Genomic DNA, 13,990 nt, shown 5'->3' with positions numbered 1-13,990 from the left:
TCCTAGTGGCCGAGGATCTTCGCTAGGAAGTCCTTCGCCCGGTCGCTCTCCGGGTCGGTGAAGAACTTGTCCGGGGTGGAGTCCTCGACGATCTTGCCGTCGGCGAGGAAGAGCACCCGGTTGGCGACCTTCTTCGCGAAGCCCATCTCGTGGGTGACACACACCATGGTCATGCCCTCGGCGGCCAGTGAGGCCATGACGTCGAGGACCTCGTTGATCATCTCCGGGTCGAGTGCGGAGGTCGGCTCGTCGAAGAGCATGACCTTCGGGCGCATGGCCAGGGACCGGGCGATGGCCACACGCTGCTGCTGACCACCGGACAGCTGGGCGGGGTACTTGTCGGCCTGGGCGTCGATACCGACCCGGCGGAGCAGGGCGTGGGCCTCCTCCTCGGCGTCCTTCCTGGACATGCCGCGGACCTTCATCGGTGCCAGGGTGACGTTGTCGAGGATCGTCATGTGGCTGAAGAGGTTGAACTGCTGGAAACACATTCCGACCTCGGAGCGCAGTGCTGCCAGGTCCTTGCCCTCCTCCGGCAGGAGAACGCCGTCGATGTAGATCTCACCGGAGTCGATGGTCTCCAGGCGGTTGATCGTGCGGCACAGGGTCGACTTGCCGGATCCTGACGGTCCGAGGAGGACGACAACCTGACCGGCGGGTATGTCTAGGTCGATATCCGTCAACGCGTGGTAGTCGCCGAAATACTTGTTCACCCCGGTGAGGCGGATCATGCTGTTGGCATTCTCTGTTGCTGTCATAGTTGCAGCCTACTGCTATCGGGGTGGAATGTGATTCGGCGCACCAGATTTAACGGTGGTGAAACACCGGAACCGGTGGCTGCAGACGGTGGTGTTCACCGTCAGTCCACCCGTTCGGTACCTGAGCTCCGCTGCACTAGAATGTGCTGACGTGGTTGACTACCAGAACGCTCATGCGCCGGTGACTCCGGCGGTCTCGACGCCGGACGCCCCTGCCCGCACGTACGAGGTCCGTACCTTCGGCTGCCAGATGAACGTCCACGACTCCGAGCGACTCTCCGGTCTGCTGGAGGACAGTGACTACGTGCCTGTGGGGGAGGGCGACACCCCGGACGTGATCGTCTTCAACACCTGTGCGGTCCGCGAGAACGCCGACAACCGTCTCTACGGCACCCTCGGTCAGCTCAAGAAGGTCAAGGCCTCCCACCCCGGGATGCAGATCGCCGTGGGCGGCTGCATGGCCCAGAAGGACAAGGACGCCGTCGTCTCCCGCGCCCCGTGGGTCGACGTCGTCTTCGGCACCCACAACATCGGCTCCCTGCCGACCCTGCTGTCACGTAGCGCCCACAACGCCCGGGCCGAGGTCGAGATCGTCGACGCCCTCGAGCAGTTCCCCTCGGTGTTGCCCGCCAAGCGCGAGTCCGCCTATGCCGGCTGGGTGAGCGTGTCCGTGGGCTGCAACAACACCTGCACCTTCTGTATCGTGCCCTCGCTGCGTGGCACAGAGCAGGACCGTCGTCCCGGCGACATCCTCGCTGAGGTCCGGGCGTTGGTCGACCAGGGTGTCACCGAGGTGACCCTGCTGGGCCAGAACGTCAACGCCTACGGCGTCCACTTCTCGGATCCCTCACTGGAACGCGACCGCAGCGCCTTTTCGAAGCTGCTGCGCGCCTGCGGGGAGATCGAGGGTCTCGAGCGGCTCCGTTTCACCAGCCCGCACCCTGCCGAGTTCACCGACGACGTCATCGACGCGATGGCGGAGACCCCGGCCGTCTGCCCGCAGCTGCACATGCCGCTGCAGTCGGGCTCCGACAAGGTGCTCAAGGACATGCGCCGGTCCTACCGGTCGAAGAGATTCCTCGGCATCCTCGACAAGGTCCGGGAACGGCTGCCGGACGCCGCGATCACCACCGACATCATCGTCGGCTTCCCCGGAGAGACCGAGGAGGACTTCCAGGAGACGCTGCGCGTCGTCGAGGAGTCCCGTTTCACCAGCGCCTACACCTTCCAGTATTCGCCGCGTCCCGGTACCCCGGCCGCCGAGCTGGACAACCAGGTGCCCAAGGCCGTCGTCCAGGACCGCTACGAGCGTCTCGAGGAACTCCAGGAGCGGATCAGCGGCGAGGAGAACGCGAAGCAGATCGGACGCACCGTTGAACTGCTCGTCCAGGCCGGTGGCGGACGCAAGAACGACCGCACACGAAGGATGACCGGGCGCGCCCGCGACGGACGTCTGGTGCACTTCACCCCTGGCGGACTCGCGGACCAGATCCGTCCCGGTGATGTCGTGGAGGTCGCCGTCACCGGCGCCGCCCCGCATTTCCTCACCGCCGACGACGGTGTCCTGTCCCACCGCCGCACCCGTGCCGGGGACATGGCGGAGACCGGGAAGACCCCGACCACCGCCCCGGTGGGTGTCGGACTCGGCCTGCCGACAATCGGAGCGCCCCCTGTCCCGGTCGCGGGTACCGTCGGGGATGCGTGCTGTTCAACCAACGAAGGAGCCTGCGGCTGTGAGTGACGTGACCAAGGAGGGGACTCCGTCCCTGGAGGAGCGGCAGCGTCGCCGCACCGAGGCGATCAATGCGCGGGTGGATTCCCTGGCGGAGGAGGCCGGTGGTGATCTCGCGCGCGCCGAGCGGCGAGCCGCCGGGACGATCATCCTCGGCTCAGCGACGGTGCCGCTGATCATCGGCGTCCTGCTCGTGGTCATCGCCTTTTTCCTGCCTCACTCCGGTGAGGTCCGCGGATACGATGTCCTGCTGTTCAGCGACCGGTCCGACCAGTTCCTCACCACCATGCCCGAGCGGATCTTCGTCTGGCTCGCGTTCGTCGGTGGCATTCTGCTGACGGCAGCCACCCTCATCTCCACGGCGACGATCGTCGGCTGGGTGAACTGGGTGGTCTGCGGGATCGGCGTCTTCTACTGCTTCCTCGCGGTGGGGATGCGCAACACCCGTGGCCCGGACGAGCCGGGATCCGGCCCCGGTATCGGTCTCTGGCTCACCGGACTCGGACTACTCATCATCGTCATCGCCCTGTCCACCCGGGTCTTCCGGCGGACTGCGGTCCAGTCAGCGATCAACACCCGACGACGCGAGGCCGCGGACAAGGACGAGGAGTCACTGGCCGCCCAGCAGCGGCTGCGGGTCGGTATGCCGGCTGTGCCGCGCACCACGGATGTCGATGACCGTCGGGCCCGGGTAGCCGCCCGCCGACGTGCCCGTGAAGAGCGCGACAAGCAGCCGGGGGAGTTGGACCAGGGTGCCGACACGGACGCTCACCAGGGGTCCGACGAAGAGTGATCCCCGGGGACCGGGCCACGGGGAGAGAATCAGTCCTCCACGGCGCCGGCCGCGGCGTCCGCCCACTCCGACCACTGTGCCGCCTGAGCCCTGAGCTCGGCGGCCTTCGTGGTCTTGCCCGCCTTCTCCGCCGCCTCAGCGGCCTCGGTGAGGTCGGTGACCTTCGCCCGGAACTGGTCGATGCGCGCCTGTACCTCGGGGTCGGTGGCCTTCCACTGTGCGTCGGCGTAGTCGGTCACCCGGGACTCCAGGGCCCCGATCTTCGCGTCGAACTCGGCGACGCGGCCACGCGGAACGAAACCGATCGCATCCCACCTGTCCTCGAGCTCGCGCAGCAGGGTGCGGGCGCGGTCCAGGTCGGCCGCGGGATCGATGCGGGAATCGTACTCGTCGAGCAGGGCCTGTTTGGCGGTCGCGTTCTCCTCGAACTCCGCGTCCTTGCGCTCGTTGTCTGCGTTGCGGGCGTTGAAGAAGACGTCCTGTGCGGCACGGAACTGAGCCCACAGCCGGTCGTCCTCGGCACGGTGGGCACGGCCGGCGGCCTTCCACTCGGTCATGAGGTCGCGGTAGATGCGGGCCGTGGCGCCCCAGTCCGTGGAATGCTGGACGGCTTCGGCGCGGGCGACGATGTCCTCCTTGACGCGGCGGACCCGGTCACGGGCGCGGTCAAGGTCGTCGAAGTGGGCGGTGCGGCGCTCATGGAAGGCGTTGCGGGCGGCACCGAACCGCTTCCACAGCGCGTCATCGACCGACCGGGTGGTCCGCGGCAGTGCCTTCCATTCGTCGAGGACGGCGTGCAGCCGGTCTCCGGCGGCGCGCCAGTCGGTGTCCGCCCCGGTGCCGAGAAGCTCGACCTCGGCGATGAGTTCCTCCTTACGGTCACCGGCGGCCGCCTTGCGCGCCTGGGCCTTCTCCGCCTCTTCGGCGGCGACGAGACCGGCGCGGTCGACGAGTGACCCCAGCTGCCGGTCCAGGTCGTCGAGGTCACCGACGACGGCGGCGGTCGGCAGGGACTCACGCAGTGCGGTGGCGTCCTGACCGATGCGCACCGCCTCGGCCGGGTGGCTCCCGAGCCTGGCGGTCAGCAGTGCAACCTCACCGACGAGGTCGTCGAAGCGGCGTCCGAAGTGCGCCAGACCCTCCTCGGGGGATCCGGCCTGCCACTCACCGACGCGGCGCTCGCCCCCTGCGGTTGTCACCCACACCACATTGTCCGCGTCGATCCGGCCGAAGCGCGTGGGATCGGTCGGCTCGACCGGGGCAGCGGCCACCGGGGTCGCGGCGGGTGTCCGACTGACGGATCCGGCCTGGGCGCCGGGCATGGCACCGGGGGTCGGTCGGGGTCCGGGCTTCGGAGTGGTCATGGTGAAGAACCTCCACGGGGAGAGTTGTCTGAGACGGCAGGAATACCTCCACCGATTATGTCAGAGGACCGAAACCACCCTGCGGACAGGGTTTGCCCCTCCGCTTTGTACAGTCGGTGCCATGACCTCACCAGTCCCCGCACATCTGCCCAGTCCGGTCGCGGTTGTCGGACCCACCGGCGCCGGCAAGTCCGAGATCTCCCTCGCCCTGGCCGAGGTGCTCGACGGTGAGGTCGTCAACATCGACTCGATGCAGCTCTACCGCGGCATGGATATCGGCACCGCGAAGCTCCCGGTGGACGCACGCAGGGGCATCCCGCACCACCTCTTCGATGTCCTGGACGTCACCGACGCCGCCTCCGTCGCCACCTACCGGGACGCCGCCGTCGCCGTTGTCGAGGAGATCCGTGGCCGCGGACGCACCCCCGTCGTGGTCGGCGGTTCGATGATGTACGTCCAGGCACTGTTCGACGCCTGGGACCTGCCGCCGACCGATCCACAGGTCCGGGCGCGGTGGGAGGCTGAACTGGAGCGCATCGGGGTGGAGGCCCTGCACGACGAACTAGCCCGGCAGGATCCGGCCGCCGCGCAGATCATCGAGCGCCGCGACCCCCGCCGTACCGTCCGTGCCCTGGAGGTCATCGAACTGACCGGGAGGCCTTTCGCCGCCTCACAGCCGCCGAAGGACCGGCCCACGCGGTGGGACGCACTGCTGCTCGGCCTGCAGGCCGACGCCGACTGGCTCAACCCCCGGCTCGAACAGCGGGTGGCGACCATGGTGGACGCCGGCCTGCTCGACGAGGTCCGCGGGTTGGTGGACCACGGACTGCGCCGTGACTCGACCGCCGGTCAGGCCATCGGCTACGCCCAGATGCTCGACCATCTCGCCGGGGAACTGACCTTCGACGAGGCGGTGGAGGCCACGGTCACCGGCACCCGTCGCTACGCGAAGCGGCAGCGCGCGTGGTTCCGCCGTGATCCGCGGATCCGCTGGATCGCCGCCTCCGGCGCTGACCCGGCCGGTGAGGCACTGCGGACGGCCACCGAGGCCGCGCAGGCCACCCGGGGTGCGGCGACGTAGACTCGGGCACCATGAGCACACTCGACTTCCTCAAGGGACACGGCACCGGCAACGACTTCGTCATCCTCCCGGACACGGGTGTGGATGTGGACCTCACCCCTGAGCTGGTCCGTGGTCTGGCGGACCGCCACCGGGGAATCGGCGGCGACGGTGTGATCCGGATCGCCGCCACCGGTGCACTCGTGGCAGCCGGCGTCATCGACGGAGTTCCGGAGGGTGTCGCCGACGATGACTGGTTCATGGACTACCGCAACGCCGACGGTTCCCTGGCCGAGATGTGCGGCAACGGGGTGCGGGTCTTCGGCCATGTACTCCACGACCTCGGTCTCCTCGAGGGAGACCATGCCGTCATCGGCACCCGGGCCGGACGCCGCGAGCTCACCGTCCACGCCGTCGCCGGATCCACCGCCGATGTCAGTGTGGACATGGGCGCCCCGGTGGTGTCCGGAGACTCCTCCGCCACACTGGCCGGCGACACCTACCACGGCACTGCCGTGGACATGGGTAACCCGCATCTGGCCTGTGTTGTTCCGGGGCTGAGCCCGGAAGCACTGTCGGGGCTGCCGGTGGAGGTGCTCCCGGAATGGGATCCCGCCGTCTTTCCGGCGGGTGTGAACCTGGAACTCGTCACTCCGCCGGTCGACGGCGTGGTGCACATGCGTGTCCACGAGCGGGGTGTGGGGGAGACACTGTCCTGCGGGACCGGGACCGTCGCCGCTGCGGTGGCGGCACTGCGCTCGACCGGGGAGGACGCCGGGCTGGTGCGGGTGTGTATCCCCGGCGGTGAGGTACAGGTGACGGTCACCGCCGACAGCTCGGAGCTGCGCGGCCCCTCCCAGCTTCTCTTCCGAGGCACGGTGGAGACAGCGGACCTGCCCGTCCTCAACTGATATCGGGGGTGCCGGACTCCCGCCGCGCGCGCTGCCACAGCGCGTCGAGGCTGGCAGCGTGACGGTCGGTGTCGTGGAGCAGGGTGGTCAACGCGGCGACGGTGGTCGTGCCGTGGATTCTCGACGGCAGTCCGTGGAGGAACTTCTCGGAGGACCGGGCGGCGTGGTGGAACCGGCGTACGCTGTCCACCCCGCAGTCGGGGTTGAGCAGCCGGGGTCGGTGGTGCGTCCGGTCGCGGACGTGCTCGGGTGCACCGGAATGGTGGAACTCGTGCCACTGGTGCAGGACACGGGAGATGTCGGACGCCGAGTGCTCGATCGAGCAACGCAGCGCGTGGAGTTCCCGGTCCGAGTCGCGGCGGAAGACGACGATCGCGGTGACCGCGACCAGGGCGGCGCCGGTGAGAGCGCCGGGGTACCCGAATCCGTAGGCGAGCAGCAGTGCCGTGACCACCGACCCGACGGAGAGGAGAACGGTGGCCGGTAGGCCACCTCTAGCCACATGAGCCTCCACAGCCGCAGCCGTCGTCCCCGCAACCGCCGCCGCAGGACGCCGGGTCCACGGCAGTCAGGGTGAACTGGACGTCGCCGGAGAGGATGGTGCCGGGGGCGGGGGTGTCGGCCTCGGTGGAGTCCGGGTCGGCGGGAACGACGACGGTGAAGTCGAAGGGGGCGCTCACCGTGCAGGCCCAGAAGGGCTGGCCGGTCAAGGCGGTGGTCCGACGTTCCGCAGCGGTGACCTCGACAGTGATCGTGGCGCCGGCGTGCGGTGCCACGGAACCGGAGTTCAGGGCCTGTGCACCGGTGGACTCGACCTGACCGACCGACAGGATGCCTGCCCGGGCGGCCTCGTCCCGGGTGCGGTAGACACCGACCTGGGCGGCCAGCGCGGTGAGCTCGACGGGCTGGTAGCGCAGTTCGCCTTCGTCGGCGAGCATCGCACCCTGGGCGACAGTCGCGGTGAGGGTGGACAGGACCGGTGCCTCCTGGGCGCCGATCTGCAGCAGGGGCGAGTCGGCGACGACGTCGACGAGCCCGATGATGTCGTTGATCATCGACAGGTGGGCACTGGTCTGGCTGCCGCCACTGAAGCTGGCGAAGGAACCGTACGGGGGAACCGCGAGAATGACCAGTCGGGCACCGCTCGGATCGTCGTACTGGAGCACCTGACCGTCGCGGACCTCTCCGGTCACCCTCAGGGCACCCGAGCCGTAGGCGGCCTCCAGTGCGTCCTGCCAACGGGCGAAGTCCAGCCCCACACTTCTCAGTTCCGGAATCATGGTTCATATTGTATCCACGTGAGCGGGGGATCCACGACCGGGCTCCGTTACACCCGGCGTCACGGCGGACGGTTCCGTGCCAAGATAGAAAGCAATGAACGACATCAACCGCACCGACGGTACCGAACCCACACCCGAGCCGACCGGAACCCCGACAGTCGGTGACCTTGACCTGGAACAGCGGTCGAGCCTGCGCCGCCTCACCCGCGGTACCGCCGACCACTCGACCGAGCAGTCCGACGGTTACGACGTCGAGTACCGACGCCTGCGCCTGGAGCGTGTCGTCCTTGTCGGGGTATGGACCGAGGGCACCGTCGAGCAGGTCGAGGCACGGCTCTCGGAGCTCTCCGCCCTCGCCGAGACCGCCGGCTCCGAGGTCGTCGACATGCTCTACCAGCGTCGCGACAAGCCGGACTCCGGCACATACATCGGCTCCGGAAAGGTCGAGGAGCTGCGCCAGGTGGTCGTGGAGACCGGTGCGGACACTGTCGTCGCCGACGGTGAGCTCAGCCCCGGCCAGATGATCGCCCTGGAGAAACTCCTCGACGTCAAGGTCATCGACCGGACCATGCTCATCCTCGACATCTTCGCCCAGCACGCCAAGTCGCGGGAGGGCAAGGCGCAGGTCCAGCTCGCCCAGCTGGAGTACCTCATCACCCGGGTGCGTGGCTGGGGTGGTGCGCTGTCCCGTCAGGCCGGTGGCAGGGCGGGCTCCAACGGTGGCGTGGGGCTCCGTGGTCCCGGCGAGACGAAGATCGAGGCCGACCGTCAGCGCATCCGCAACGACATGGCGAAGCTGCGCCGGGAGATCGAGGGGATGAAGAAGGCCCGCGACATCAAGCGCCGTCGACGTGACTCCTCGGCCGTCGCCCAGGTCGCGATCGCCGGCTACACCAACGCCGGCAAGTCCTCGCTGCTCAATGCGCTGACCGGGGCCGGTGTCCTCGTGGAGGACGCGTTGTTCGCCACCCTGGACCCGACGACGCGGCGGGCGGAGCTCGCCGACGGTCGCACCGTCGTCTTCTCCGACACCGTCGGTTTCATCCGCTTCCTGCCGACCCAGCTGGTCGAGGCCTTCCGCTCCACACTGGAGGAGGTCATGGCTGCGGACGTCGTCCTCCATGTCGTCGACGGGTCTGATCCTTTCCCGATGGAGCAGATCGCCGCGGTCAACACGGTGATCGGGGAGATCGCCGAGGAGACCGGGGAGGACGCCCCGCCGGAGATTCTCGTGGTCAACAAAGTCGACGCCGCTGATCCGCTCGTCCTGGCGGACCTGCGCAACCGGCTCGATGACGTGATCTTCGTCTCCGCCGCCACCGGTGAGGGCATCGCGGAACTGGAGAGCCGGCTGGAACTCTTCCTCAATTCGATGGACGCCCGGGTCACCCTGTCCGTGCCGTTCTCCCGCGGGGACGTGGTCTCCCGGGTCCACGAGCTGGGTACGGTGCTTTCCGAGGAGTACACCTCCGGCGGCACGGTCCTCGACGTCCGCCTGCCGAAGGTGCTGGCGGCTGAACTCGCCGCTTTCGTGGTGCAGTCCTAGACTGTCGTGCGTGACTGCATCAAGAGAGAATTCCACGGGGGACGCCCCTGTCCGGACCCGGGTCTGGACCCTCCACGGGGACGGACGCCATGTCCGTCCCGGCGCCGTCGTCGCCCCCGATGAGCGGCTGAGCTGGCCGCGCACCGTCGGCATCGGCATGCAGCACGTCATCGCCATGTTCGGCTCGACACTGCTGGTGCCCACCATCACCGGCTTCCCGGTGAACACCACCCTGCTGTTCTCAGGCGTGGGCACGATGATCTTCCTGCTGCTCACCCGCAACAAGGTGCCCTCCTACCTGGGCAGCTCCTTCGCCTTCATCGCGCCGCTGGCGGCGTCCCAGGCGGACGGCTTCGCCGCACAGCTCGGCGGCATCGTCGTCGTCGGTGTGGCCCTGTTCCTCGTCGGTCTGGCGGTGCAGGCAGCGGGCCGTCGCGTCATCGACGCGGTGATGCCGCCGGCGGTCACCGGTGCGATCGTCGCGATGATCGGTCTGAACCTGGCCCCGAACGCCGCCGGAAATTTCGGTGAACAGCCGCTGGTCGCCGCCGTCACGTTGGCCGCTGTGCTGCTGTTCACGGTCGCCGGTCGCGGCATGATCGGACGCCTGGGCATCCTGTTCGGTGTCGTCATCGGCTGGGCCTTCGCGGCCGTCACCGGGAACCTCGCCGGCGGCGCGGGCGACATGATCCGGGACGCGGACTGGATCGGTCTGCCGCACTTCGAGACCCCGGAGTTCCAGCTCAACGCGATCCTGCTGACCCTCCCGGTCATCGTGGTACTCATCGCGGAGAATGTCGGCCACGTCAAGGCGGTGGCCGGGATGACCGGCCGTGACCTGGACGACGAGCAGGGCGCTGCCCTCATGGCCGACGGTGTGGCGACCGCCCTGGCCGGCGGCTTCGGTGGTTCCGGTACGACGACCTACGCGGAGAACATCGGCGTCATGGCGGCGACCCGGGTGTACTCGACGGCGGCCTACTGGGTTGCAGCGTTCACCGCCGCGGCTCTCGCGTTCGTCCCCAAGTTCGGTGCGGTCATCCAGACCATCCCGACCGGTGTGCTCGGTGGTGCGGCGATGGTGCTCTACGGCATGATCGGCCTGCTCGGCGTCCGGATCTGGCAGGAGAACAAGGTCAATCTGGCCCATCCGCTGAATCTCACCACCGCGTCGGTGGCGATGATCGCCGGCATCGGCAACCTGACGCTCACCTTCGGCGATCTGACCCTCGAGGGTATCGCCTGGGGTTCGGTCGGCATGATCGTCGGCTACCCGCTGCTGCGTTGGTTCTTCGAGAACGTCGGTGAGGGACGGGACACCCGGGTCCGGGGCTACACCCTGGAGGGGTGACGCCCGGGGGTGGGGGAGTTACTCCTCGTCGAGGTTCTTCTCGACGAGGCCGGCGATCTCGGTGACGGCATCGGCGTTGTCCGAGGACACGGTGACCTGGTCGCCGTGCTCGGCACCGAGCGCCATGATCATCAGTGAGGACGTCGCGTCCGCCGGCTCGTCATCCTCGTCGGCGTCAACGAGGGCGATGAGGATCTCGTCGTCGTAGTTGGCGGCAGCCTCTGCGATGACGGTGGCCGGGCGGGCGTGCAGACCGACGGTCGAGCCGACGGTGACGGTGGTCGAAGCCATGATGATGTTCACGGTCCTAACTGTGGTTCCGGAGTGATAGGCGGGTGGACGGTCGTGTCCGTGCCCCAGCGTATAGCGTTCCGGCCGACGGGGGTGGGGACCGTCTGAGGAAGCAGGTCACGCCCGGAGAACGTCGATCTCCTCGCGCTCCAGTGCCTCGAGGTACTGGGCGGGGATACCGGTGTCTGTGACCACGGTGTCCACCTCGGAGACCGGGGCGAAGCTGACGAGGTAGTCACGGCCGAACTTCGTCGAGTCACACATCGTGACCACACGGTCGGCGTTGGCGATCATCGCCCGCTTCACGGCTGCCTCCCGGGCGTCCGCGGTGGACAGTCCGTGGTCCAGGGAGAGCGCATTGGTGCCGATGAAGGCGATGTCGGCGTGGTTGATACCGATGGCCCGCAACGTGATGTCGCCGACGACAGCCTGGGTGATCGCCCGGATGTGACCGCCGAGCAGCTGGACGTCACCTATCCCTGCCGCGCCCAGTCGGACGGCGATGGGCAGACAGTTCGTGATGAAGGTCAGGTTGCGTCCCTTGGTGGGGTCCTCGGCGATGGAGTGGGCGAGCATCGCGGTGGTGGTTCCGGCGTCAAGGAAGACGGTCCCGGTCTCCGGCAGCAGTGTGGATGCCGCTCGGCCGATACGCACCTTGGCTTCCGGGGCGGCACCGCGGCGTTCCTCGATCGCGGTCTCCCTCGTCTGGAAGGTGTTGGTCGGCACCGCACCGCCGTGGACGCGGTGCAGCGCGCCCTCGTCGTCGAGGACCGTGAGGTCGCGGCGGATGGTCTCGGGGGTGACGTCGAAGCGGTCGGCGAGCTCGACCACGGTCACCCGGCCGTGGACGGCGGTGAGGGACGCGATCTGTCGGCGACGTTCTTCGGAATTCACGGTGCTCGTTTCACAGGCCAGGGAGGGGTGGACAAGGGGGTACGCCCCGATCATAGGTGGGTGGACACACGGGGTACACGGAAGGGGGCGGCGGATGGAGGTGACGGGTGTAGCCGGAAGACACTGGACGGGGGTGACCCGCGGGCGGACCGGAGGCATCGCTCGCGCGTATCGTGGTGCTGACAACGAGTCGCCGAAACACCAGTGGGAGCCTTCCGTGAGCAAGTCAGACAGCACGTCCGCCGTCGGTGAATCCAGTCCCGTGGAGGATGCGGGGGTGGTGAAGGGAAAGCCGGTGGTACCGGGTGTGGTTTTCGCACCGGCAACCTGGGTCACCGCCCGCCCGGAACTCCCCGAACCGACCGCGACAGTGGCCGAGGATCAGCGGGATGCAGAGTACGAGGCCTTCACTGAGGCGGTGGAGACTGTCGCCGGCCGTCTGACCGAGCGTGCGGAGCAGGTCGACGGGCACGCCCGTCAGGTTCTGGAGGCCACTGTGGTCATCGCCCGTGACCGCGCCTGGGCGAAGAAGGTGAAGAAGTCCGTCGCCGCGGGGCAGACGAACCTCTATGCCGTGCGCCAGGCCACCGACTACTTCATCGACATGTTCCTCAAGGCGGGAGGAGTGATGGCAGAGCGGGTCACCGACCTCGCCGATGTGCGGGACCGTGTCATCGCCGAGCTCCGTGGTGAGCCTGAACCGGGCATCCCCCAGGTCACCTCGCCTCACGTGCTGCTCGCCGATGATCTGGCACCGGCGGACACCGCGACTCTGGACCCGTCGCTGATCGTCGCCGTGGTGACCGAGAAGGGTGGGGCCACCAGCCATACCGCCATCATCGCCCGACAGCTCGACATCCCCTGTGTGGTGGCGACCGGTCGCTCGCTGCGGACCCTGTCCGACGACGAGCAGCTGCTCGTCGACGGTGGCGAGGGCACCGTGGAGTCCGGTGTGGACCCGCAGGATGCTCAGCGCCGGGTGGCCGAGGCCGCGGAGTACGCGGAGAAGGTCCGCAGCTGGAGTGGTCCGGCACAGACCCGGGACGGACAGCGTGTGCAGCTGCTGGCGAACGTGCAGGATGGTGCCACCGCCGAACAGGCCGCGGCATCGGTCGCGGAAGGTATCGGCCTGTTCCGTACCGAGCTGTGCTTCCTCAGCGAGACCGAGGAGCCGTCGGTGGAGCAGCAGGCGGAGAAGTACGCGGAGGTTTTCCGGGCGTTCCCGGAGGGCAAGGTCGTGGTGCGGACGCTGGACGCCGGGTCCGACAAGCCGGTGCCCTTCGTCAACGCCGAGGAGGAGGAGAATCCGGCACTGGGTGTGCGCGGACTCCGTATCGCCCGGGGAAACACGGAGCTACTGGTGCGTCAGCTCGACGGTATCGCCGCGGCGCAGAAGCTCGCGGGCCGGACGGAGCCTTCGGCACACACCTGGGTGATGGCGCCGATGGTGGCGACGGTCTTCGAAGCCAGGTGGTTCGCGGAGATGTGCCACGAACGGGGCCTGACCGCCGGCGCGATGATCGAGGTGCCCGCTGCCGCGCTGATGGCGGAGAAAATGATGTCCTACCTGGACTTCGTCTCGATCGGTACCAATGATCTGACCCAGTACACCATGGCGGCGGACCGGCTGTCGTCGTCACTGGCGTACCTCACCGACCCGTGGCAGCCGGCGGTGCTGCACCTGGTGCATACGACCTGCCGTGCGGGATCGGTGACCCGGACCGCGGTCGGAGTGTGCGGTGAGGCGGCGGCTGACCCGCTGCTGGCCTGTGTGCTCACCGGCCTCGGGGTGAACTCCCTGTCGGCGGCGACCCCGGCACTGGCTGCCGTGGGCGCCCAGCTCGGTGACGTCGATTTCGTCACCTGCCGGGAGATGGCGGCTGCCGCCCTCAACGCCGAAGGTGCGGAGGAGGCGCGGGCTGCAGCTGCGGCGGTCATCGGCCGCTGACCCCGGTTGACCCTGCCTGCCCCGGTCGGGCGAAGGCCCCGGTGACGACTCCCCGGCGGAGA

The 13,990-nt window shown here is 68.4% G+C and carries 13 protein-coding genes; 7 read left to right on the top strand and 6 right to left on the bottom strand.

Annotated elements, in window-relative coordinates; all coding sequences use genetic code 11:
* Positions 1-2 precede the first annotated feature (2 nt).
* Complete coding sequence (locus tag Q0A27_RS14665; RefSeq protein WP_291476680.1) at positions 3-731, bottom strand: amino acid ABC transporter ATP-binding protein; 729 nt, start codon at positions 729-731, stop codon at positions 3-5.
* Positions 732-939: 208 nt separating this feature from the next.
* Here Q0A27_RS14665 and miaB point away from each other — a divergent pair, with 208 nt between their 5' ends.
* Positions 940-2,499 carry a tRNA (N6-isopentenyl adenosine(37)-C2)-methylthiotransferase MiaB gene (gene miaB, locus Q0A27_RS14660; protein ID WP_291476679.1) on the top strand — a complete coding sequence of 520 codons (1,560 nt, stop codon included), beginning with the start codon at positions 940-942 and terminating at the stop codon, positions 2,497-2,499.
* Entirely contained in the window at positions 2,492-3,283 is a 792-nt protein-coding gene (locus Q0A27_RS14655; protein WP_291476569.1) for a hypothetical protein, read from the top strand. The genes miaB and Q0A27_RS14655 overlap by 8 nt, the downstream gene beginning before the upstream one ends.
* A gap of 29 nt (positions 3,284-3,312) precedes the next feature.
* On the opposite strand, the gene Q0A27_RS14650 is transcribed toward Q0A27_RS14655, so the two are convergent.
* Positions 3,313-4,647 (bottom strand): DUF349 domain-containing protein, encoded by a 1,335-nt coding sequence (locus tag Q0A27_RS14650; RefSeq protein ID WP_291476568.1) that lies wholly within the window; start codon positions 4,645-4,647, stop codon positions 3,313-3,315.
* Between the two features lie 121 nt (positions 4,648-4,768).
* Here Q0A27_RS14650 and miaA point away from each other — a divergent pair, with 121 nt between their 5' ends.
* Positions 4,769-5,728: a tRNA (adenosine(37)-N6)-dimethylallyltransferase MiaA gene (miaA, locus tag Q0A27_RS14645; RefSeq protein WP_291476566.1), complete on the top strand. Its 960-nt coding sequence runs from the start codon at positions 4,769-4,771 to the stop codon at positions 5,726-5,728.
* A gap of 11 nt (positions 5,729-5,739) precedes the next feature.
* Positions 5,740-6,618, top strand: coding sequence for a diaminopimelate epimerase (gene dapF / locus Q0A27_RS14640; protein ID WP_291476564.1), 879 nt, complete (start codon positions 5,740-5,742; stop codon positions 6,616-6,618).
* Here dapF and Q0A27_RS14635 read toward each other — a convergent pair.
* Positions 6,611-7,120 (bottom strand): hypothetical protein, encoded by a 510-nt coding sequence (locus Q0A27_RS14635; protein WP_291476563.1) that lies wholly within the window; start codon positions 7,118-7,120, stop codon positions 6,611-6,613. The genes dapF and Q0A27_RS14635 overlap by 8 nt on opposite strands.
* On the bottom strand, positions 7,113-7,898 hold the full coding sequence (locus Q0A27_RS14630; RefSeq protein WP_291476562.1) for a hypothetical protein: 786 nt from the start codon (positions 7,896-7,898) through the stop codon (positions 7,113-7,115). The genes Q0A27_RS14635 and Q0A27_RS14630 overlap by 8 nt, the downstream gene beginning before the upstream one ends.
* A 94-nt stretch (positions 7,899-7,992) precedes the next feature.
* Between Q0A27_RS14630 and hflX the strand changes: the two genes are divergently transcribed.
* Both hflX and Q0A27_RS14620 read left to right on the top strand, forming a co-directional pair.
* Positions 7,993-9,444: a GTPase HflX gene (gene hflX / locus Q0A27_RS14625; RefSeq protein WP_291476560.1), complete on the top strand. Its 1,452-nt coding sequence runs from the start codon at positions 7,993-7,995 to the stop codon at positions 9,442-9,444.
* A 10-nt stretch (positions 9,445-9,454) separates the two neighbouring features.
* Positions 9,455-10,795 (top strand): solute carrier family 23 protein, encoded by a 1,341-nt coding sequence (locus Q0A27_RS14620; RefSeq protein WP_291476558.1) that lies wholly within the window; start codon positions 9,455-9,457, stop codon positions 10,793-10,795.
* Between the two features lie 18 nt (positions 10,796-10,813).
* On the opposite strand, the gene Q0A27_RS14615 is transcribed toward Q0A27_RS14620, so the two are convergent.
* Together Q0A27_RS14615 and Q0A27_RS14610 are read right to left on the bottom strand one after the other, a co-directional pair.
* A complete protein-coding gene (locus Q0A27_RS14615; RefSeq protein WP_041630594.1) occupies positions 10,814-11,086 on the bottom strand; it encodes an HPr family phosphocarrier protein in 273 nt (90 codons plus the stop codon).
* A 117-nt stretch (positions 11,087-11,203) separates the two neighbouring features.
* On the bottom strand, positions 11,204-11,980 hold the full coding sequence (locus Q0A27_RS14610; RefSeq protein WP_291476556.1) for a DeoR/GlpR family DNA-binding transcription regulator: 777 nt from the start codon (positions 11,978-11,980) through the stop codon (positions 11,204-11,206).
* A gap of 217 nt (positions 11,981-12,197) precedes the next feature.
* Between Q0A27_RS14610 and ptsP the strand changes: the two genes are divergently transcribed.
* The gene (ptsP, locus tag Q0A27_RS14605; protein ID WP_291476551.1) at positions 12,198-13,928 is read left to right on the top strand and encodes a phosphoenolpyruvate--protein phosphotransferase; all 1,731 of its coding nucleotides are present in this window, start codon (positions 12,198-12,200) and stop codon (positions 13,926-13,928) included.
* Positions 13,929-13,990: the final 62 nt, after the last annotated feature.

Source organism: Corynebacterium sp., from assembly GCF_022712275.1.
GTDB lineage: Bacteria > Actinomycetota > Actinomycetes > Mycobacteriales > Mycobacteriaceae > Corynebacterium.
Note: the sequence above shows the minus strand (reverse complement) of the source record. Positions and strands in the feature narration are given on the sequence as shown.

Coding starts and splice junctions, on each gene's coding strand:
- Q0A27_RS14665 (WP_291476680.1), bottom strand. CDS start 731: ATGATCCGCCTCACCGGGGTGAACAAGTATTTCGGCGACTACCACGCG.
- Q0A27_RS14630 (WP_291476562.1), bottom strand. CDS start 7,898: ATGATTCCGGAACTGAGAAGTGTGGGGCTGGACTTCGCCCGTTGGCAG.
- dapF (WP_291476564.1), top strand. CDS start 5,740: ATGAGCACACTCGACTTCCTCAAGGGACACGGCACCGGCAACGACTTC.
- miaA (WP_291476566.1), top strand. CDS start 4,769: ATGACCTCACCAGTCCCCGCACATCTGCCCAGTCCGGTCGCGGTTGTC.
- Q0A27_RS14615 (WP_041630594.1), bottom strand. CDS start 11,086: ATGGCTTCGACCACCGTCACCGTCGGCTCGACCGTCGGTCTGCACGCC.
- Q0A27_RS14650 (WP_291476568.1), bottom strand. CDS start 4,647: ATGACCACTCCGAAGCCCGGACCCCGACCGACCCCCGGTGCCATGCCC.
- hflX (WP_291476560.1), top strand. CDS start 7,993: ATGAACGACATCAACCGCACCGACGGTACCGAACCCACACCCGAGCCG.